Below are 19,953 nucleotides of genomic sequence, written 5' to 3'. Positions count from 1 at the left end.
CGAGTGCCAAGGGAAATCTTGATACTCGGTGTTTTTAGGTTTAACGTTTAATAACGGTAGGGCACTATACATCCTCCACAATAATATACATCATGCGCACAGGTCCATGTACGCCAACAACTAAATTCATTTCAATGTCAGCTGAATTACTCGGACCCGTAATAAAGCTAACGCAAGAAGCAACATGGCTTTGTTTGCGTAAAAATTGGGCGGCTTGTGTCATGCGTGGTACGATGCTGCTTTTCGGTATAATGGCAATCGAGTTTTCTGGTAAAAACGATAATGTCCGTCCGCGTTGTGCAGAGGATTGTAGCATAATCGTTGCGGATTCGGCTAACGTGATATCGCTAATAACGACCCCAATATTAGCACGCTCGGCAATTTCGATGTTCATGTCACCTTGTGTAGGATCCCATTTGAAACTTTGCTGTGCAGCGATAAAGGATTCGATTTGAAGCTGCTCAAAACGGGCATCATCACTATAGATAATTTGTCCGTTATTATATGTAGCAAATGCTTCTTCAAGTGTCTGTTTCAAGGTCGATTGTGTACAAATTTTAACGGTCGTATGAATATTAGCGCAATGCTCTACCAATATTTCAACAAGTTCATCCGCAGAAGCACCCTTCAGTACTTCATGCTGAGGTAGGTGTTTCCAATTACGTTCAGGCTTCGTGAGGGAAGGCGTAGAACGGCCTAACTGTGTTGCAATCGTTTGTAAAAAGGCTTCACGGTTTTTAATCATTTATGATCGCCCTCCTTTACTATGCGTGTCAAACCAATCACGAAAACGTTCTTTCTTCGGTGACGGTAAATCGCGAATATCCGTCCAATTTTTGAGTAAACCAGGACCACTTGAAATTTTATCATCGGATGTAAAAGGCTTCATAGCAGTAGACGCAAGCTTAGAGCCAAAACGATAGATGGATTGAGAAGATGTACCCATACCAAATGCCTGCATTAATAAGCTTTCGCTAATAGGTGCACGTCCTTCGCGTTCAACGATTACTTCCCGATGCTTATGCAGTAGCTGATGCAGCGGAATTTTAACTGGACAAACGTCGGTACAGGCACCACAAAGTGTGGATGCATAAGGTAATTCCTTATAATCATCATAGCCACCAAGTAAGGGAGAGAGCACAGCACCAATGGGACCAGAGTAAATGGAGCCATACGTGTGCCCGCCAACGTGACGGTACACGGGACATACATTGACACAGGCCGCACAACGAATGCATTGCAAAATAGATTGGAATTCGCCGCCTAAAATGGATGAGCGTCCGTTATCAACAATAACTAAATGAAATTCTTCTGGTCCATCGACATCAAGCTCTTCTTGAATGCCCGTTAGCACAGTAATATAACTCGTCAGCTTTTGCCCAACAGCACTGCGGGTCAGCATGCTAACTAACACTTCCATTTCTTCAAAAGTTGGTACGATTCGCTCCAAGCCCATCACTGAAATGAGCGTTTTTGGAAGCGCCGCGACAAGATCCGCATTGCCTTCATTTGTAACTAAACAAACCGAACCCGTTTCGGCAACGGCAAAATTACAACCTGTAATGCCTATATCTGCTGTTAAATAATCTTGGCGTAATATTTGCCGTGCATGCTGTGCTAACTCTTCTGGTTGAGAAGAAGCGGTATAGCCAATCTTTTCAGTAAAAATATCTCGGATTTGTTCTTTATTTTTATGGAGAGCGGGGGTCACGATATGAGACGGGGGGTCATGGTCATCAAGCTGTAAAATATATTCCCCTAAATCCGTTTCAATCACTTCGCAACCGAGTTGTTCTAAATGCGTATTTAAGTTAATTTCTTCTGTGACCATTGATTTAGATTTGACGATTTTTTTTGCTTGTTTTTCTTTTGCAATGTTCGTAATGTAGTTCGTTGCTTCTTCTGCTGTCTTTGCGAAAAAGACATGCCCGCCACGCGCTGCAACATTTTCACTTAATTCATATAGATAATAGTCTAAATGCTCGAGAACATGCTGCCGAATTTCTTCTCCGTGATTGCGCCATTGTTCCCAATCAAGTGATTCAATAGCAGTGCTACGTCTCGTTTGAAAGCGGTGCTGGGCAGAGGAGACGGCACTACGCATAAAATCATTGTCTAAATTCGTGGAAAGCCGGTCGTTGAATTTGTTTTTACTAATTTTCATTGCCATATGATCGCCCCCTTTATCTACTATTTAATACTTCTGCAATGTGCATTGTTTTCACTTCGAGGTTTTGCCGTTCGATTCGACCACCGATGTTTAATAGGCAACCACCATCTGCCCCGATTAAATAATGTGCATTTGTTTGTTGAACAGAGGCAACCTTTTCATCGACCATCTGCTCAGAAATGCGCCCCATTTTAACGGAAAATGTCCCACCAAACCCACAACAATTTTCTTTTAACGGAAGTTCAATAATCTCTAGACCATCGACGTTTTTAAGCAAGGTCATAGGTGCTTGCTGTACTTTAAGAAGGCGCGTCATATGACAAGATGGATGGTAGGTTGCGGTGCCGCTTAATTTTGCCCCGACGTTTTCAATTCCGAGTACTTCCACAATAAATTGCGTGAGCTCGTACGTTTTGTCGGCAATCCGTTGCGCGCGTTCTTGCCAAATAGGTTCATCTTTAAAAATATGCACATATTCTTTTAACATATATGCACAAGAACCAGATGGGCAGACGATTACTTCGGCATTTTCAAAAACACGAATCGTATTTTTCATCGTATCTTTCGAGGCTTTCACATAGCCGCTATTATATGCTGGCTGACCACAGCATGTCTGTCCTTTTGGAAAGCTTACTGTACAGCTGAGTCTCTCCAAAAGCTCAACAGTACTTTTTCCGACATTACTTTGAAACATATCCACGATACAAGTTGCAAACAAAGAAACATTCAATACAATCCCCCCTGTAATTTAAATTTACAATGTTCAGAATAAATAGTCAACCGGTCATCTGATGAGTCTAAAAATAAAGAACTATCGAGTGTTTACTTGATTCGAAGAGGTAATTACATACTTTTAATGTTTGGGCATCCACTTCAGCTAATCGAGGTCGCTATAAAACGGGTGCGGATGCACTTTTTTCATTAAAAAAGTAAACTTTCTACAGTGCGTAAATGGCGCTCCATCGCTTTCCGTGCAGAAATAGGCTCACCAAGTTTTACTGCCTCATAAATCGCAACATGTTCATCATGTAATTGCATTAACGCTTTTGTATTGGATTGAACAAGTAGATCGCGTGTATGTTTAATTTGTGTTGCGATCGGTATGGATACATTTTGTAACATGGATACAAGCAAAGGGTTATTCGCTGAATCTGCAATTGTTGCATGAAATTGCATGTCGGCAAAACTACTAGCTTCTGTATCGAGTAAACCTTTTTGCATCTGCTCAATTGCTTGCTGCATTTGTTGGAGTTGAGCTTCCGTTCGACGAGTGGCTGCGTTTTCGATGACACCGAGTTCTAAAATTTTACGCACTTCAAATATGTGCTTTAAATCTTGTTCAGAAAATGTGGCATAATGCGGTACATTTAATGTAATATCTTCAGCAGTGATTTTGCGTACATATGTCCCTTCACCTTGTCGAATTTCAATGATGCCTCGTGCTTGAAGGGATGTTAATGCTTCACGAATAGCTGAACGTCCCACTTCAAAATTTTTCGCAAGTTGTTCAACAGAATCTAATTTATCTCCAGGTAAAAGCTCTTTGCCTATAATCTTTTGTTCGATTGTATTGGCAACTTGCTCGTATAATTTTTGCGGTTTTATCTTTTTATAGTGCATTATTAGCATTCCTTTCTAGGTGATAAAATGAAAAAACGTGTAAATTTCAATAACTTTATCATAACTGTGCTATGGATATTTGCCAATTGGATTTATGGATGTAAAAAACCACTTTAAGATCAAAGTCTTAAAGTGGGGAATCGAATATTCATATTATTTTTTTGCACTTTGAAGGAAGGCTGTCTAGCCATTCACCGGGCGACAAGCAAGTGGGATACGTTCTGGATTTGTGACGATTCCTTCAGTAATATTAACTTCGTGCATTTTTTGATCATACGCAAATTTAAAAATTCCGTTGTCGAAGTCAGTGCCAATCTCTTTGAAGAAAATCCCTTCAATAGCGATAATCTTAGGACAAGTGAAAGCTACTTTAAACGCCTCGTCATCTTCTACTAGGTAAGTACGTACACCTTTTTCAAAAATATCGATTAATTCATCCTCAGAAGGGCGCTTAACCGAAACGATATGAAAATCAACAAATGGCACTTCTTTTAATAAGACGTTTAAGAAAGAGCCTTTCGTAATTTCCTCCCATCGACTTTGGGCACTTTGTCCAACAATAATTTGTGTAATGTTGCAGTTTCTCGCTACTTCAGAAATCACCTTTTGAATCGGTCGGCGCTCATTGTCCTTAACGATAAATTCTTCAATTTCTAAGTCTTTCGCCAATTGCCCCCACTGTTCGATGTAGTTTGATTTTTCTGCATCGAAAGCATCGAGTTGTTGTGGATCGACCGTTAAAACATAAAGTGGACAATCTAGTAATGTAGCTAGTTTATGCCCTCTGCGTATTAAACGCTCTCCATTTTGTCCATAATATACACAAACTAAAATACTTTCGTCTATCCGGCCTCTAATGTGTTTCATTTTAGCCCGCACCTCTTTTTCTTATCCTATAATAATAATTCAAAATGGAGAAATTAAGTATAAATGAGATAAAACTAACGCTATTACAGTGCAAGGAGCGCATTGTTATTGTATACTTAAAACTGTAATGTTTATTTTTGTTTAGTAAATAGTCCATAATAAAAATTATCTTAAAGGTATGTTTCTTAATTAATTCATTTTGATGTTAGAAAGATATACTCTCTATATGACACATTATTATGAAGTGAGTTATGTGGATAGTCAAGTAAGAGTCCATTTTTTCACGCTTACTACAAATTTGATACATTGACTTTAATTGCTAGGAGGTCTTTGCTTTTGATTGTTGCTTTTTCTATTATGCTCCCATTCATCGCTGCAGCACTAATTCCATTTATATATAGGCGATTCAAGAATATTCATCTCGGATGGTTTGTTTTGGTAGTTCCTGCGGTTTTATTTACACTGTTAGCTTCATATATCCCTCGAATTGCAAATGGTGAAACGTTTGTGAAAACATACGAGTGGATCCCCACATTTGGTATTAATATAACGACTTACTTAGATGGTCTGAGTATGATATTCAGCTTACTCATTACTGGTGTAGGTAGTTTGGTTATATTATATTCTATTTTTTATTTATCAACAAAAGAATCTCTACATCATTTCTATTGCTATCTATTGCTCTTCATGGGCGCTATGCTTGGCGTCGTCCTTTCAGATAACTTAATGGTGCTTTATGTTTTTTGGGAATTAACAAGTGTTTCTTCGTTTTTACTCATTGCATTTTGGCATCACCGTAAAGCTTCACGGGCGGGTGCACGTAAGGCGATGATTATTACCGTAAGTGGTGGCGTCGCAATGCTTGCAGGTTTTTTAATGTTATATGTTGCTTCGGGTACCTTTAGCATTCGTGAAATTATTGCCAATTTAGAAGTTGTACAAGCAAGTGCATTATTTGTTCCTGCGATGCTTCTTGTATTGCTTGGTGCATTTACGAAATCCGCACAATTTCCGTTTCACATTTGGTTACCGGATGCGATGGAAGCACCAACACCTGTATCAGCCTACTTGCATTCCGCTACAATGGTAAAAGCAGGAATTTACTTAGTGGCACGAACAACACCGATTTTTGGTGGACATGAAGTGTGGTTTTGGACAGTGAGTGGCGTCGGGATTTTGACGTTATTCTGGGGTTCATTCAATGCAGTTAAGCAATTTGACTTAAAGGCCTTGCTTGCTTATTCAACAATCAGTCAGCTCGGTTTGATTATGAGTTTATTTGGACTTGGTTCGGCCGCATTGCACTTAGGTTATGCGTCAGATACGGTCATTTACACACAGGCAACATTTGCTGCACTATTCCATTTAATTAATCATTCAACGTTTAAAGGCGCGCTATTTATGATGGTCGGTATTGTCGATCATGAAGTAGGAACGCGGGATATTCGCCGTTTAGGTGGATTAATGGCGCTCATGCCATTTACGTTTACAATTGCCGTTATTGGTAGTTTTTCAATGGCAGGTTTACCACCATTTAATGGTTTCTTAAGTAAAGAAATGTTTTTTGCAGCTACTGTGAATATTATGCAATTAAATATTTTTTCACTTGATAATTTCGGTTTAATTTTCCCGGTTGTCGCATGGATTGCTAGTATTTTTACGTTTGTTTATTGCGCGATTATTGTGATGCGTACATTCTTTGGCAAAATCCAGCCAGACCGTTTGGAAAAGCCGCCACATGAAGCACCGATTGGGATGTTAATTTCTCCTTATATTTTAATTACGTTTGTTGTTGGTATTTTCATCTTCCCGAATGTATTAGGCCATTATATTTTACAGCCTGCGATGGCTAGTATTTATCCGATGTTTCCTTCGAGTGAAGAGCTTACACCGCATATTGCAGCGTGGCATGGCTATATTAATACAGAATTATGGATGACATTTGGTGTCATTGTGTTTGGAATTTTACTGTATCGTACGCTTAAAAAATGGCGCCCGATGTATCAAATCTTCCCGCAAAAATATACATTTAATGCGATATATGAACGAATTATTGGCTCTGGTGAAAGTTATTCGAGCCGTATTACAAATCGTTATATGAACGGACATCTCTCGTATTATTTCATCTATATTTATGTATTTTTTATCGCTGTTTTAGCGGGATATGCACTCTATGCGGATGTGCTAAGTTGGGATCCATCAAAGGATTCAGCAATTGAACCGTATGAGTTAATTTTGGTATTTGTTATGGTCTTTGCTGCTGGTGCCATTTTATTCGCCAAGCAACGGATTACAGTTGTTTTACTAAACGGTGTACTTGGTTATTCAGTTGCATTTTTCTTTGTTGTGTTTAGAGCACCAGATTTGGCATTAACACAGCTTGTTGTAGAGTCTATTACGACAGCGCTATTTTTATTAGCGTTTAAATATTTACCGAAAATCCAGCCTGAAAAGGTGTCCAATTCAATCAAAATAACAAAAGCGATGATTTCAATTGCAGTAGGTGCAACGGTTACGCTCATTGGCTTAGCGGTGATGAATTATGATAAGTTCGAACCGATTTCAGCTTATTTTGAGGATGCTTATAATTTAGCGGGCGGGAAAAACATCGTTAATACAATTTTAGGTGATTTCCGTGCGTTTGATACGATGCTAGAAGTGGTCGTGTTATTTATTGCAGGACTTGGCGTCTATACACTCATTAAGCTTAAGGCGAAAAAGGGGGATACAGACGTTGAAAGTAAATGATGTGATTTTAAAAACCGTTGTTCGAATGGTTGTCTTTATTGTTTTAACGTTTGGTATGTACTTATTTTTCGCGGGACATAATGCGCCAGGCGGAGGATTCATTGGTGGGCTTGTACTAGGCTCAGCCATTGTTTTACTGTACTTAACGTATGACATTGAAACGGTACATAAAGGCATGCCGTTCGACTTTAAGAAGGTTGCTGCACTTGGTGTTTTACTCGCAACAGGGACAGCAATTGGTTCGTTATTTTTTGATGCGCCTTTTCTAACACAAACAGATGGCTACTTTACTATTCCAATCTTGGGAGAAAAGCATCTGTCTACGGTTGTATTGTTTGAGGCGGGCGTTGCTTTAACGGTCATCGGTACACTTGTAACGATTATTTTAAGTATAAGTGAGGATGAATAGTATGGAATCTTTAATGATAATACTTGTAGGCATACTTGTAGCAATTGCTACGTATTTAATCCTCTCTCGAAGTGTTTTTCGTGTCATTATGGGCACTGCGATTTTGTCGCATGCCGTCCATTTATTACTCTTAACGGTAGGTGGCTTGAAAAAGGGGGACGTGCCGATTATTGGGCAAGCAGATGAAGCTTTTACAGATGCGTTGCCACAGGCGCTTATTTTAACGGCAATCGTTATTAGCTTTGCCGTTACAGCGTTTTTACTTGTTCTTGCTTACCGTATGTATTTAACAAACGGCACAGATGATTTCTCGCAGCTAGGAGGTAAATCAGATGAATAATATCATTGTTTTACCAATGATTGTGCCGATAATTACGGCAATATTTTTAGTTTTTTTACGTGATTCGATTAAGTTGCAGCGCATTGTCAGCCTTATAACAATGGTATTTGTTGCAGTTGTATCGATTGTCTTATTGCAATTAATTCAAACAGAGGGTATTTTACGACTTGATTTTAGTGGTTGGGCTCCACCGTTTGGTATTTTGTTTGTAGCGGATTCCTTTGCTGTTTTATTAGTACTAACGGCAAGCATTGTGACAGCCATTTGTTTAATTTATGCCTTTTCAACGATTGGACCTCGTCATGAACGGATGTTTTTCTATCCTTTTGTTCTATTATTAGTGGCAGGTGTAAATGGCTCGTTTTTGACAGGGGATATTTTTAACTTATTTGTTTGTTTTGAAGTAATGCTACTTGCTTCCTTTGCATTAATAGCACTTGGCGGTGAAAAGTTTCAGCTACGTGAAGCACTAAAATATGTGTTAATCAATATCGTCGCTTCATGGATGTTTTTACTCGCGCTTGCGTACTTATATGGCACGTTAAAAACATTGAATATGGCGCATATTTCACAGCGTGTGGCAGAAGTAGGACAAGAGCCAATACTGACACTTGTCTCACTTGTTTTCCTGATTGTGTTTGCTTTAAAAGCAGGATTGCTTCTATTCTTCTGGTTACCAGGTTCTTATAGCGTTCCACCTACTGTTGTGCAAGCATTATTTGCGGCGTTATTAACAAAGGTAGGGATTTATGCGTTATTCCGCACGTTTACATTAATGTTCCCATTCGATCCAGAGGTGACACATACGTTAATTGGTATAATGGCTGGCTTGACGATAATTGCAGGTTGTATGGGGGCGCTCTCGGGTCATGATGTGCGAACAATTGCTACATATAATGTTGTCATTGGTGTCGGCTTTATATTATTAGCGCTCGCAATTGGAACGGAAGAAGCAATGGCAGGGGCTGTTTATTATTTAATTCACGATATGATTGCCAAAGCACTACTGTTTTTAATTATTGGAACGATGGTGTTTTTAACTGGAGAGATTGTCGTGAAAAATATGAGTGGATTGATTCGAAATTATCCACTCTTTGGTTGGCTTTATTTTATTGTGATGTGTGCGCTTGTTGGGATTCCGCCATTGAGTGGTTTTATCGGCAAAGTTTTGATCGGGCAAGGTGCTGTTGAAACAGGTTCCTATGTGTTGCTTGCATTAGGCTTTGGCTCAAGTGTCATCGTTTTATATTCGCTTCTTCGTATTTTCCTTGCTTCCTTTTTTGGAGAAACGTCAATTAGTGAAGATGACAAAAAGCCAATTCCTCGAGGTGCGATGGTTTCATTTATGCTATTTGCACTGTGCATAGTCGGCTTAGGTGTTGGCGCAGAAGGAATTGCCGTTTATGTAAACGACGCAGCATATACATTAGTAAATCCTTCTGTTTATGTGGATGCTATTTTAAATGCCAATGAATAGAGGAGGGTGAGCTAATGTTTGGACAATTTATTTTAAATTTATTTATTGCAGCATTATGGTTTTTACTTAAAGACGATCCCAATGCTAGTTTTTCAACATTCGTGGCAGGGTTCTTTATCGGTATCTTCATTTTATATGCAATGCACCGATTTTTCGGTATACAGTTTTACTTACGTCGTGTGTTAAAAGTAATCAAGCTCATTTTGTTACTTATTCAAGAGCTAATTCTTTCGAGCCTATCTGTTTTAAAGCAAGTATTACAACCGCAGCTGAATATTACACCAGGGATTTTCACATATGAAACACGACTACGTGGTGACTGGGAAATTACCGTATTAGCGCTGTTGCTTACATTAACGCCAGGTTCAGTAGTAATGGAAGTATCTGAAGACGGTAGTGTTTTCTATATTCATGCAATGGATATTGAAGAATCGAAGGAAACGGTACTCAAGTCAATCGGTAAATTTGAGCAAGCTATTTTGGAGGTGACAGAATGATAAATACGATTTTGAACATGTCACTCTTCTTATTTATGATAGCCATTGCCATTTCTTTATTCCGTGTGATTAAAGGACCATCGCTTCCAGATCGTGCGATAGCTCTTGATACAATAGGAGTCAATTTGATTTCGGCGATTGCCATTGTCTCCATTGTTTTAAAAACGAAAGCATTTTTAGAAGCGATTTTAATTTTGGGGATTTTATCATTTATCGGGACGATTGCGTTTTCGAAATACATTGAAAGAGGTGTAATCGTTGAGCGTAAATCAGCTGATTGAGTTATTGGCGGCGTTACTGATTTTGTTTGGCGCGGTTATTAGTGTCATTAGTGCATTCGGCATGATTCGTCTTCCGGATGTTTATACACGCTCCCATGCTGCAACAAAAAGTGCGACATTATCTGTATTAAGCTGTCTATTAGGCTCATTTATTTATTTTTGGATACATGATGGCTTTGTAAGTATTCGTTTAATATTAGGAATTGTTTTCGTCTTCATTACAGCACCTGTTGCGGGGCATTTAGTTTGTCGGGCTGCCTATCGTTCGCGCGTTCCATTGGCAGAAGGCTCGGGTGAAGATGCGTTAAAGCCCGTGCTATTTGGAAATGATGAATCAGAAAACGACATGAAATAAGACATGTCTTGCAAGTACATCGCAAATAATCTTTCAAAAGGCAGACATGTTGTTCATTCAACATGTCTGCCTTTTTTAAGTAGAAATTAGATAGTAAATTCCTTCTTTCAGCAAACTAATCCACAATTTAAATGTATTATTTTCAAAAAAATGAAGTATTGTGGATAAGTTTTTTGTCAATTGTTGAAAATTTCAGATAAAATGTGTACAACTAAGAGAAAAGTGGATAACTTTGTGGATAACTAGCGTTTGTGGATAAGTTTTCGGAGAAATTTTAGTAACTTGTGCCGATTTAACGTGAAAATAGATTGTCTTCTTAATTGGAAATCAACTTCTCTCTTTTTTAAATAAAATATCTAAAAGTTGTATTCTTTAGTTAAACAAATTGGTATAATTTATAATAGTTCACGTGTAAACCAGCGTTTTGCTATATATAGTAAAGCTAGTTCACATAATTGACACATTAAAATGAATAGGTTATTATGGTTACATAAAGTAACTGAAAAAAAGTTGCTTGTTTACATTAATGTAATGTCGTTGAAAACGGCATTATAGGCCTTATAGGAAAATTTATAAAATCCAATGTCATTATTGGGTACACAAAAAAATATGTTTTTTATAGAGGAGAACTTATCATGAAAAAACTTGATGGAAAAGTAGCAATTATTACAGGTGGCGCAGGCGGTATCGGTATGGGTATGGCAACTGCCTTTGTAAAAGAAGGAGCTAAAGTAGTAATTGTTGACTTAAATGCTGAAGTAGGAACTGTAGCAATTAAAAAATTACAAGAATACCAACCAGAATCAATGTTTATTCAAGCAAACCTTATGGAACATGACAAGCTTGGAAATATCGTGACACAAGTTGTTGAGCGTTATGGCAAACTAGATATTTTAGTAAACAATGCACACGCATCAAGAATGAACTCGATTGAAGATACGACACAAGCTGATTTCGATTTCTCATTTAATACTGGATTCTATCCAACGTTCTACTTAATGCAAGCTGCACTACCTTACTTAAAAGAATCAAAAGGAAACATCATCAACTTTGCATCAGGTGCTGGTATTAACGGAGATGTAAACCAAGGTTCTTACGCAGTAGCAAAAGAAGCGATTCGTGGAATTACACGTGTAGCATCGAACGAATTTGGTCCATTTGGTATTAATGTAAACATCATTTCACCAATCGCTAAATCACCAGGTATGATTCAATGGGCAGAAGACAACCCAGAATACTACCAAGGAATGCTTTCTAAAATTCCTCTAAGAAGATTAGGTGAAGTTGAAGATGATATCGGTCGCGTTGCAGTATTCTTAGCAAGCGAAGATTCTTCTTACATCACTGGACAAACAATCATGGTAGATGGCGGATCAATTAAATTACGCTAATATTTTATATAAAAGGAAGTCCTTGTTGTTAAAGGGCTTCCTTTTTTTATGCAATTACATCGTATAAACGCTTCTTTCTACCTTATAAAGAAACCCTATAGTGTAAAAATATCTACAATAAGTTAATATTTGACAGTCTGTTCATTTTTACGTATAGTACATTACAACACTAATGTACTGAGTAAATTTCAAGGAAAGGAGTCTTATTATTGGATTTTAACGCACAAAGCACGACGCCGATTTATATTCAAATAGCAGAATGGCTTGAAAATGAAATATTAGCAGAGCGCTTATTACCTGAAGGCAAAGTGTATTCGCAGTATCAACTTGCTGAAATTTTTAATATTAATCCCGCAACAGCAGGAAAAGGACTAACGATTTTAGTCGAAAACGAAATTTTATTTAAAAAAAGGGGGCTTGGCATGTTCGTTGTAGTAGATGCGAAAGAACGTATTTTAGCAACACGTCGAAATCATAATTTAGCGAAAATGGCGCAGGAAATTGTGCAGGAGGCGAAAAGATTAGCCGTATCAGATGAAGAGTTGATTACATTAATTAAGCAAATTCAAAAGGAGGGGTGAGCTGTGATCCAATGTGAGAAATTAGAAAAACGTTACGGAAAGAGCAATGTATTAACAAGTGTCAGTTTTCAAATAGATGAGCCTAAAATTATTGGGTTAATCGGACGCAACGGTGTAGGGAAGTCGACACTTCTAAAATTATTAGCGGGGCATTTAAAAGAAACGGGCGGACATGTGCAAGTGCTTGGGAAAAGGCCGTTTAATGCATTACATGTTGCAGCGAATGTCATTTTAATTGAGGATAAGATGTCGTTTCCACCAATCTTTACATTGAAGGAAATTTTATTACATGCGAAACGTTTTTACCCGAATTTTGCAACGGAGCTCGCATTTGATCTACTGCGCTATGTCGGTATTTCAGAAAAAAACGAACATATGCAATTATCAAAGGGGCAAACTGCTGTATTCAATTTGATTTACGGCTTGGCAACACGCTGTGCGGTGACGCTTTTAGACGAGCCGATGAATGGTATGGATGAAGCCGTTCGCTCGGATATGTACCGTGCAATTTTGAAGGATTATATTGCATTTCCACGATTGATTATTATGTCGAGCCACTATTTACAGGAGATGGAGCATTTAATTGAAGATATTTTGTTGCTGCATGAAGGAGTGGTCGAGCTGTATGCGCCGCTAGAAGAAGTACAGCAAATGGCTCTTCGTATTGTTGGGCAAAAAGAAGAAATCGAGCCCCTTCTGGAAAAGGCACATGTGTTTTATAAGCGCGAACAATCGCCATTATTTGAAGCGATTATTGAAAATAACGGACTCGCGATACCGGCTAGTGTAAAGAGCCAATCATTAAGTGCCAGTGAAGTGTGTAAATATTTGACGAGTAGTAAGGAGGGGATAATTGATGACATCTTTAAATAATGTCAGTATTACGCAAAATATTTGGCAACAGCTACTGTGGAAATGTCGTGTGTTTAGCGCGACATTTAGTACGATAGTAATCGTGCAAGTTATTTTTACCGTATTATCCGGAAGTACTGGAAACAGGGGGAGTGGTGGTGGCTCTTTGGAATATAATGAGCATTTTTATAGTTTAGATATTTTATTAATAATTAGTATTATTTCAGCTATTATGCTCGGTTGGTTGCTCGCTACTCAATCCATTCGCAATGATAATTACTCGGTTGTGACAACGAATTTTACAGAAACGGTATCAACTTTATTATTTTTAGTTGTGCTCAGCGCATTTACAGTTTTGTCCGCATTAAGCTCATTTTATATTATTATTTTTTCGCGACTATTAATATTTGATCAAGTGAAGGTCAATATGGGGTCACTTTTTGAACTGTCTTCATTATTTCTATTTTTCTTATTAGTTTTATTAGCAGGATCAGCAAGTTTTTTTGCGAAAACATTATTTGATTTCTCGAAAATAATTACGCTGTTATTAATTATTGCCCTTATTTCCTATATGCAGTTGAAAGATACTTTAAATTGGGCATTGTTTGAGTTTTTCTTTATCCCTAGTATTGGAGGAGTACCAGGGGGAGTAATTTATATGATTCTACCACTTTGGGTGCTAACGATTGGCATTAGACAGCGTAGAGAGGTGATACGACGATGAGTGTGTTATTAATATTTCTACCGATTTTAATAATGGGTGTATTAATTATTGGTGTTAAAAAGCTTGCATCAAAAGTGAGAATTTGGACACCGAAACGAACGTCATGGGTAATGATCATTTATTTCATGCTTGGTGTCATTTCGTTTATAGGAATTTTAATTATGCCAGATAAAACGATGAAAGTGCTTTCTGAGCAACAACTTAAAGTCGCCCTAGCAGAGGAAAAGAAGTTAGATGAACTATATTGGGCTGATAAGTTTGATCAAATTCCAGCTGATTATTTTGTTTTTGCCAACAGCTATGAGGGAACAGCGGAAGATATAGAAATTACACTGGCAGATAATTCTTATAATACGCGTGTTGCGGTGACATGGAATGATTCGAAGTCTAATAATATTGTTGCTACTTATTATGAGATGCCAATTATTTATAATCGAATCGATATTTCAAAGGACTTAGAGCCGCCTACGATTGAATTTAAAGATAATCATTTTTATATTTCAGAAGTAGAGAAAAAAGTGGAGTTTTATACGATTCAAGCGAAATTAGAAATGCTAGAGCCTATAAATATGGGATATATGCAGTATGGAGAATTCGACCGTTTTATCGGAAATCGGATTTTACACTTGAATGTTCCGAAGCACTTCAATATCATTGATAACAGTGGGCGGGTTGATTAGCTCATCCAATCCATAATGAATTGAGCGACGGATAGTGAAAAAGATATTAAAATTAGTTCTTTTTGTAGCGGCAGTTTATGTGTTTTTGTATGTGAATAACAATTGGATTATGACGACAAAGCTAGTGCATGAATCGGACAAAATTCCAGCAAGCTTTAATGGATACCGGGTGACACAAATTACGGATTTGCATGATGCGACATTCGGCAAAAATCAATCGCGCTTAGTAGAAAAAGTACGTAAAACAAAGCCTGATGCGATTTTCATTACAGGTGACTTAGTGGATAGTCGACGCTATGATTTGCAAAATAGTTTGCAGGCAGTGGAACAGTTTGTTGAAATTGCGGATGTTTATTACGTGCTCGGAAATCACGAGGTAGCGCTAAATTTAATGGACGAAATTTATTTAGCACTGACGGATTTAGGGGTGCACGTTTTACCGAATGATGCAGTGGTGTTAGAGCGTGACGGGGAACGCATCGCCATTGCCGGTATAGAAGATCCGTTAATGGGACGTTCTGTTGGAGAGATGATTAATCAAGCGATGGAAGGTGTAGATGTCGAGCTTTTCACGATGCTGTTATCCCATCGACCAGAACAATTTGAAACGTATGTTGAAAAGGAAATGGATTACGTATTTACGGGGCATGCACATGGTGGCCAAATAAGAGTACCATTTATAGGTGGGCTTGTTGCACCTTCTCAAGGATTACTCCCAAAATACACAGCTGGTATTTTTGAAGAGAACAATACAACAATGGTTATTAGTCGAGGATTAGGAAATAGTATTTTTCCATATCGAATTTTTAACCTCCCTCAGATTATCACGGTAGAATTACAACAGAAATAAACCAAAAAACGTCACAGTTGTGACGTTTTTTTTAGTGGGTATAATTTAAAGGTTTATCGAAATTGTTAATTAAAGTATACAAATAAGGAGTGCAAAATTATACGAGAAAAGCCACATGCCGTGTGTGTTTTGACCAACTTAACAAACGCGAATTTTATTAGAATCTATATAAAGAGTAGATCGAGGTTTCAGTAGCTGCTTACAAGTAATCATGGAAATCGTATCTTCTATTAAAATGAAGAGTAATATATTTTTAATTCGTATTTACTTAGCTATATAATTTCTATATGATGGAAATTAATAGGGTATTTTAGAGTGTCCGTGAAAACGGATATAAAGGTGTAATAAATGGTTAAAAATGTAATTGGAGGGAAACGAATGCGACTTAAAAGTATAGGTGCAAAGCTAACATTATCAATTATTATATTATTAACGGTATCATGTGCAATTATGGCCGTATCTAGCTATTACAATAGTTACAATGCATTAGAAATACAAATTCAAGATAACCTGCAATCTAAGGCGGGAGATGTTTCACATTACATAGAAGAGTTTTTTAAACGTACGAATACAGAAGTCGAAAGCATTGCAGAACAAGCTGTTATTCAAAATATGAATTTTGATGAGCAATCCTCGTACTTAGAAAAGCGCCTTGCTGAAAGTGAAGATTATATAGGGTTTGGCATTGTGGACGCAAAAGGTGTAGCGCGTTATTTAGATGGAAGCACAGCAGATTTAGCAGATCGTTCATATATTACGGAAGCCTTTCAAGGAGAAACGGTGATGTCGGATATTATTATTAGCCGTATAACAAATGAGCCAGTTATTATGATTGCGACACCAATTGCGACAACAACAGGTGAAAAGGCATTATTACTAGCGCGAATGGATGGTTATTTTTTATCAACGGTTTTAGATGATATCGTAGTTGGTGAAACAGGTTACGCCTTTTTAGTGAACAAAGAAGGAGTAATTCAAGCACATCCAAATTCCGAATATGTAAAAGAACAAAAGAACTTTTTAGCTGAAGCAAAAGAAACAGGCGACATGACAGGTGAGGCTTTAGCAATTGAGAAAATGATAAGTGATGAAGAGGGATTTTTCGAATTTGCTCATACTGATAAGGAGAACCGCTTTTTAGGTTATTATAATTTGGGGAATAATTGGTCGATGGGTATTATAGCAGCTGAGCAAGAAATGTTTGTTAGCTTAAATCGAATGAAGATTATTTTAACGATTTCTACATTCAGTGTACTATTCGTTGGTTTATTATTTGCAGTAGTTGTTTCAAATCAAATTAGTCGACCAATTCGTGAAGTAGTAAAAGTGAGTGAATTTATTGCACAGGGTGATTTTACACATAAACCACATGAAAGGCATCAAAAACGCCAAGATGAGCTGGGGATTTTATCACGTTCGTTAACAAAAGTTGTAGAAAGTATGCGGACAATGATTACGAAAGTTCATACGAGTTCAATGAATGTCAGTGAATCATCTTGTGAGCTAATGCGCGATGTGAATCGAGTAACAGCGAACGCTAAAAAGATTGTACAATCAATCGAAGAGGTAGGGAATAGTTCGAATAGCCAAGCGCAAGCCGCAGAGGAAAGTGCAACGGCGATGGGACAAATGGCGATGGGTATTCAGCAAGTTGCAGAAGTGGCGAGCACAGTAGCTGAGCATACAGATATCATTGAAAATAAAGTACGTGATGGTTATCAAGCGGTGCATCATTCGATTACGCAAATGAAAGCCATTCAGGAAGGTACTGAGATAGAGCTAGAGATTATTCATAAATTAAAGCAAGAATCATTAGAAATTGGTTTAATTTCAAAAATGATTGCGGATATTTCAGATCAAACAAATTTACTAGCACTGAATGCATCAATTGAAGCAGCTCGAGCAGGTGATGCTGGGAAAGGTTTTGCCGTAGTTGCGGGGGAAGTTCGAAAACTATCCGAACAAACAGCAAATTCTGCAGCACAAATTAATATTTTAATTGAAAAAGTCCAACGCTATACAGAGAATGTCGTTACTGCTGCGGAATCGGGTGAAGAAAATGTAACGCTTGGTATCCAATCAATTCATCAATTGGAGCAACGTTTTGGTGAAATTGTCGCGATAGTTACTCAAATCTCGACCGAAATTGAAGAATTAAGCGGTTCCGCACAACAAATGAGTGCCAATACGGAAGAAGTTTCAGCATCGATGGAGGAAATGTCAGCTTCTGTTTCCTCAGCAGTAGGGTATGTACATGATGTAACACAATCTGCAACGGGCCAGCTGAATACAGTGGATGAAATGGCTAAACAAGCCGAGGAACTTTCAACGATGGCACAAGAATTACAAGTGGCGATTCGCCAGTTTAAATTATAAGGTGTGGGGCAGTGGTGTATATACCACTGCCCCTTGTTGATCTGTAAATAAAGGAGAAGTTAATTAGACGTGCATCTTTTTCATTTCATCTAGTAACTGCTCGGCAGTAAGGATTTTTTCACCGCCACCTTGTACAAGGGCATCATTGCCACCACCTTTACCATTAATTATAGGTAGGATAGCTGAAGAAATGTCTTTCATAGAGTGCGTAATATTCGATCCACGAGAAGCAACGAATTGTAACTTTTCATCGTTTTCTGCTACTAAAAGGGCAATGGCATCAGGATTTTCCTGTGTGATAAAGCGAGCTAATTTTTGTAGTTGTTGAATGGAGCGGTTTGAAAATACACTTGCAGCAATCGCATCCTTTGCTAGCTCGCGCGCTTCAAATACAAGTAGTGCATCTTGAGCTTCTCCAAGTGCTTTATCGTTTGTCTTAGCTGTTTGTGCAAAACTTCGTAAAGCATCGGCTGCATTCTCCTCAGGAACACTTAATTGTCGTGCAACATCGCTTAACACTTGTTTACGCATCGCTAATTGTTTTAACACGCGTTGTCCACATACAAAGTGAATGCGAATTTGCTGTTTCATTTTTTCTGTTGCGAGGATTTTTATTAATCCAACTTGTCCAGTAGAAGTAGGGTGTGTACCGCCACAGCCGTTGTAATCGTATTCTGGAATAATAACTAAACGAATATCTGCATCAACTTTAACTTCTTTTCGTAAATTATATTCAGCTAAACCTTCTTTATCTACCCATTTTGTATCGATTGGACGATTTTCTAAAATAATTTCATTGGTGCGGTTTTCTACGGCTGCTAATTGTTCGGCCGTCACATCTGTTGTGTTTAAATCAATTGTGGCAAGTTCTGTACCTAAATGGAAGCTCACTGTTGCAAAATCAAAAAGCTCTACGAAAGCAGCTGTTAAAATATGTTGCCCGGCATGCTGCTGCATATGGTCAAAGCGGCGCGTCCAATTGAGCTTACCGTGAATTTCGCCATTTAATGAAGTCACATCCGCTAATGTATAATGGCGAATTTCCTCATCCACTTTTTCGACATCTAATATTTCAATATCATTAATCCAGCCCGTATCATGCGGCTGCCCGCCACCTGTTGGATAGAAGGCAGTGTTATCGAGTACTACGTAATTTCGGTTTTCCTCGGTTCCTGTTTGTACAACATTTGCTCTAAATTCAGAGAGCATCGAATCTTGATAATAGAATAGATTTTTCAAATGTATCACTCCTTAAGTTCTAGTTTGGCATATGAAACGAGCGCTGTCACTTGGATTTCATTTGACCTAAGGGATTTTTTGTTTATGATTAAAGAGGTAGGCTTTTTGAGAGGAGCATGAATATGAATATTACACAATTTTCGATTGATACGATTTTAGATCCAACGAATATTATAGAAGGCAAGCGTTATGAGCTTTTATTAGATGTGGAAGTTGATGAAGAGGACGAGCTTTATTCAGAAGCAGGTCTTGAAATCCGTGCCATTATTGGTGTACTAGATGGAAATGTGCGCGTAATCAGCTATTTCATTATTGATAAAAAAGACAATGCTTACTTAGAGTTTGAATTAGAAGATGAAGAGCAGCAAATGATTTTAACTCTTTGTCATGAAGACTTAAAAACAGAATTAGGATTAGCATAAAAAGTGGACCGAGGCATTTTCAGCTCGGTCCACTTTCTTTTTTTAGTAAATAAAAGGACATCAACCGGCATGCT

At 37.9% G+C, this 19,953-nt stretch carries 21 protein-coding genes; 15 read left to right on the top strand and 6 right to left on the bottom strand.

The window, feature by feature from the left end; genetic code table 11:
• Window positions 1–64: 64 nt before the first annotated feature.
• The 5 genes from ACQKIH_RS08040 to ACQKIH_RS08020 form a co-directional block, all read right to left on the bottom strand.
• Window positions 65–745 carry a LutC/YkgG family protein gene (locus ACQKIH_RS08040; protein ID WP_427764861.1) on the bottom strand — a complete coding sequence of 227 codons (681 nt, stop codon included), beginning with the start codon at window positions 743–745 and terminating at the stop codon, window positions 65–67.
• Window positions 746–2,170 (bottom strand): LutB/LldF family L-lactate oxidation iron-sulfur protein, encoded by a 1,425-nt coding sequence (locus ACQKIH_RS08035; RefSeq protein ID WP_427764859.1) that lies wholly within the window; start codon window positions 2,168–2,170, stop codon window positions 746–748.
• 13 nt (window positions 2,171–2,183) lie between these two features.
• The gene (locus ACQKIH_RS08030) at window positions 2,184–2,900 is read right to left on the bottom strand and encodes a (Fe-S)-binding protein (RefSeq protein ID WP_427764857.1); all 717 of its coding nucleotides are present in this window, start codon (window positions 2,898–2,900) and stop codon (window positions 2,184–2,186) included.
• 191 nt (window positions 2,901–3,091) lie between these two features.
• Window positions 3,092–3,790, bottom strand: a complete 699-nt coding sequence (locus ACQKIH_RS08025; protein WP_427764855.1) for a FadR/GntR family transcriptional regulator — start codon at window positions 3,788–3,790, stop codon at window positions 3,092–3,094.
• Window positions 3,791–3,973: 183 nt separating this feature from the next.
• Window positions 3,974–4,657: a universal stress protein gene (locus tag ACQKIH_RS08020; protein WP_057985431.1), complete on the bottom strand. Its 684-nt coding sequence runs from the start codon at window positions 4,655–4,657 to the stop codon at window positions 3,974–3,976.
• 336 nt (window positions 4,658–4,993) lie between these two features.
• On the opposite strand from ACQKIH_RS08020, the gene ACQKIH_RS08015 reads away from it, so the two are divergent.
• The 14 genes from ACQKIH_RS08015 to ACQKIH_RS07950 all read left to right on the top strand — a co-directional run bounded on the left by ACQKIH_RS08015 (window position 4,994) and on the right by ACQKIH_RS07950 (window position 18,218).
• Window positions 4,994–7,405, top strand: coding sequence for a Na+/H+ antiporter subunit A (locus ACQKIH_RS08015; protein WP_427764852.1), 2,412 nt, complete (start codon window positions 4,994–4,996; stop codon window positions 7,403–7,405).
• Window positions 7,392–7,814 carry a Na(+)/H(+) antiporter subunit B gene (locus tag ACQKIH_RS08010; protein ID WP_057985435.1) on the top strand — a complete coding sequence of 141 codons (423 nt, stop codon included), beginning with the start codon at window positions 7,392–7,394 and terminating at the stop codon, window positions 7,812–7,814. The genes ACQKIH_RS08015 and ACQKIH_RS08010 overlap by 14 nt, the downstream gene beginning before the upstream one ends.
• Before the next feature lies 1 nt (window position 7,815).
• Entirely contained in the window at window positions 7,816–8,154 is a 339-nt protein-coding gene (locus ACQKIH_RS08005; RefSeq protein WP_057985437.1) for a Na(+)/H(+) antiporter subunit C, read from the top strand.
• Window positions 8,147–9,631 carry a Na+/H+ antiporter subunit D gene (locus ACQKIH_RS08000; RefSeq protein WP_427764849.1) on the top strand — a complete coding sequence of 495 codons (1,485 nt, stop codon included), beginning with the start codon at window positions 8,147–8,149 and terminating at the stop codon, window positions 9,629–9,631. Before ACQKIH_RS08005 ends, ACQKIH_RS08000 begins: the two co-directional genes overlap by 8 nt.
• Before the next feature lie 14 nt (window positions 9,632–9,645).
• Window positions 9,646–10,128 carry a Na+/H+ antiporter subunit E gene (locus ACQKIH_RS07995; RefSeq protein ID WP_057985440.1) on the top strand — a complete coding sequence of 161 codons (483 nt, stop codon included), beginning with the start codon at window positions 9,646–9,648 and terminating at the stop codon, window positions 10,126–10,128.
• The gene (locus ACQKIH_RS07990; protein ID WP_057985443.1) at window positions 10,125–10,409 is read left to right on the top strand and encodes a Na(+)/H(+) antiporter subunit F1; all 285 of its coding nucleotides are present in this window, start codon (window positions 10,125–10,127) and stop codon (window positions 10,407–10,409) included. Before ACQKIH_RS07995 ends, ACQKIH_RS07990 begins: the two co-directional genes overlap by 4 nt.
• Entirely contained in the window at window positions 10,387–10,764 is a 378-nt protein-coding gene (locus tag ACQKIH_RS07985) for a Na+/H+ antiporter subunit G (RefSeq protein ID WP_427764846.1), read from the top strand. The genes ACQKIH_RS07990 and ACQKIH_RS07985 overlap by 23 nt, the downstream gene beginning before the upstream one ends.
• Before the next feature lie 635 nt (window positions 10,765–11,399).
• Window positions 11,400–12,155 (top strand): SDR family NAD(P)-dependent oxidoreductase, encoded by a 756-nt coding sequence (locus tag ACQKIH_RS07980; protein WP_057985446.1) that lies wholly within the window; start codon window positions 11,400–11,402, stop codon window positions 12,153–12,155.
• A 209-nt stretch (window positions 12,156–12,364) separates the two neighbouring features.
• The gene (locus ACQKIH_RS07975) at window positions 12,365–12,736 is read left to right on the top strand and encodes a GntR family transcriptional regulator (protein ID WP_427764843.1); all 372 of its coding nucleotides are present in this window, start codon (window positions 12,365–12,367) and stop codon (window positions 12,734–12,736) included.
• A gap of 3 nt (window positions 12,737–12,739) precedes the next feature.
• On the top strand, window positions 12,740–13,609 hold the full coding sequence (locus ACQKIH_RS07970) for an ATP-binding cassette domain-containing protein (protein WP_427764841.1): 870 nt from the start codon (window positions 12,740–12,742) through the stop codon (window positions 13,607–13,609).
• Window positions 13,593–14,312, top strand: coding sequence for a hypothetical protein (locus tag ACQKIH_RS07965; protein WP_427764838.1), 720 nt, complete (start codon window positions 13,593–13,595; stop codon window positions 14,310–14,312). The genes ACQKIH_RS07970 and ACQKIH_RS07965 overlap by 17 nt, the downstream gene beginning before the upstream one ends.
• Window positions 14,309–14,992, top strand: a complete 684-nt coding sequence (locus ACQKIH_RS07960; RefSeq protein ID WP_427764835.1) for a hypothetical protein — start codon at window positions 14,309–14,311, stop codon at window positions 14,990–14,992. Before ACQKIH_RS07965 ends, ACQKIH_RS07960 begins: the two co-directional genes overlap by 4 nt.
• Window positions 14,993–15,026: 34 nt before the next feature.
• Window positions 15,027–15,842 carry a metallophosphoesterase gene (locus ACQKIH_RS07955; RefSeq protein ID WP_427764832.1) on the top strand — a complete coding sequence of 272 codons (816 nt, stop codon included), beginning with the start codon at window positions 15,027–15,029 and terminating at the stop codon, window positions 15,840–15,842.
• Window positions 15,843–16,220: 378 nt separating this feature from the next.
• A complete protein-coding gene (locus ACQKIH_RS07950; RefSeq protein ID WP_427764830.1) occupies window positions 16,221–18,218 on the top strand; it encodes a methyl-accepting chemotaxis protein in 1,998 nt (665 codons plus the stop codon).
• A 63-nt stretch (window positions 18,219–18,281) separates the two neighbouring features.
• On the opposite strand, the gene ACQKIH_RS07945 is transcribed toward ACQKIH_RS07950, so the two are convergent.
• Window positions 18,282–19,457 (bottom strand): alanyl-tRNA editing protein, encoded by a 1,176-nt coding sequence (locus ACQKIH_RS07945; RefSeq protein ID WP_427764828.1) that lies wholly within the window; start codon window positions 19,455–19,457, stop codon window positions 18,282–18,284.
• 122 nt (window positions 19,458–19,579) lie between these two features.
• Here ACQKIH_RS07945 and ACQKIH_RS07940 point away from each other — a divergent pair, with 122 nt between their 5' ends.
• Window positions 19,580–19,879 carry a DUF6509 family protein gene (locus ACQKIH_RS07940; protein WP_057985462.1) on the top strand — a complete coding sequence of 100 codons (300 nt, stop codon included), beginning with the start codon at window positions 19,580–19,582 and terminating at the stop codon, window positions 19,877–19,879.
• Window positions 19,880–19,953: the final 74 nt, after the last annotated feature.

It is taken from the genome of Solibacillus cecembensis (genome assembly GCF_050272495.1).
GTDB lineage: Bacteria > Bacillota > Bacilli > Bacillales_A > Planococcaceae > Solibacillus > Solibacillus cecembensis.
This window is presented reverse-complemented; position numbering and strand designations above follow the sequence as displayed.

What these genes read in the sequence shown, in the direction of transcription:
- ACQKIH_RS07950 (WP_427764830.1), top strand. Translation starts at nt 16,221, where the DNA reads ATGCGACTTAAAAGTATAGGTGCAAAGCTAACATTATCAATTATTATA.
- ACQKIH_RS07960 (WP_427764835.1), top strand. Translation starts at nt 14,309, where the DNA reads ATGAGTGTGTTATTAATATTTCTACCGATTTTAATAATGGGTGTATTA.
- ACQKIH_RS07995 (WP_057985440.1), top strand. Translation starts at nt 9,646, where the DNA reads ATGTTTGGACAATTTATTTTAAATTTATTTATTGCAGCATTATGGTTT.
- ACQKIH_RS07990 (WP_057985443.1), top strand. Translation starts at nt 10,125, where the DNA reads ATGATAAATACGATTTTGAACATGTCACTCTTCTTATTTATGATAGCC.
- ACQKIH_RS08020 (WP_057985431.1), bottom strand. Translation starts at nt 4,657, where the DNA reads ATGAAACACATTAGAGGCCGGATAGACGAAAGTATTTTAGTTTGTGTA.
- ACQKIH_RS08000 (WP_427764849.1), top strand. Translation starts at nt 8,147, where the DNA reads ATGAATAATATCATTGTTTTACCAATGATTGTGCCGATAATTACGGCA.
- ACQKIH_RS08025 (WP_427764855.1), bottom strand. Translation starts at nt 3,790, where the DNA reads ATGCACTATAAAAAGATAAAACCGCAAAAATTATACGAGCAAGTTGCC.
- ACQKIH_RS08040 (WP_427764861.1), bottom strand. Translation starts at nt 745, where the DNA reads ATGATTAAAAACCGTGAAGCCTTTTTACAAACGATTGCAACACAGTTA.
- ACQKIH_RS07940 (WP_057985462.1), top strand. Translation starts at nt 19,580, where the DNA reads ATGAATATTACACAATTTTCGATTGATACGATTTTAGATCCAACGAAT.
- ACQKIH_RS07980 (WP_057985446.1), top strand. Translation starts at nt 11,400, where the DNA reads ATGAAAAAACTTGATGGAAAAGTAGCAATTATTACAGGTGGCGCAGGC.
- ACQKIH_RS07965 (WP_427764838.1), top strand. Translation starts at nt 13,593, where the DNA reads ATGACATCTTTAAATAATGTCAGTATTACGCAAAATATTTGGCAACAG.
- ACQKIH_RS08005 (WP_057985437.1), top strand. Translation starts at nt 7,816, where the DNA reads ATGGAATCTTTAATGATAATACTTGTAGGCATACTTGTAGCAATTGCT.
- ACQKIH_RS08035 (WP_427764859.1), bottom strand. Translation starts at nt 2,170, where the DNA reads ATGGCAATGAAAATTAGTAAAAACAAATTCAACGACCGGCTTTCCACG.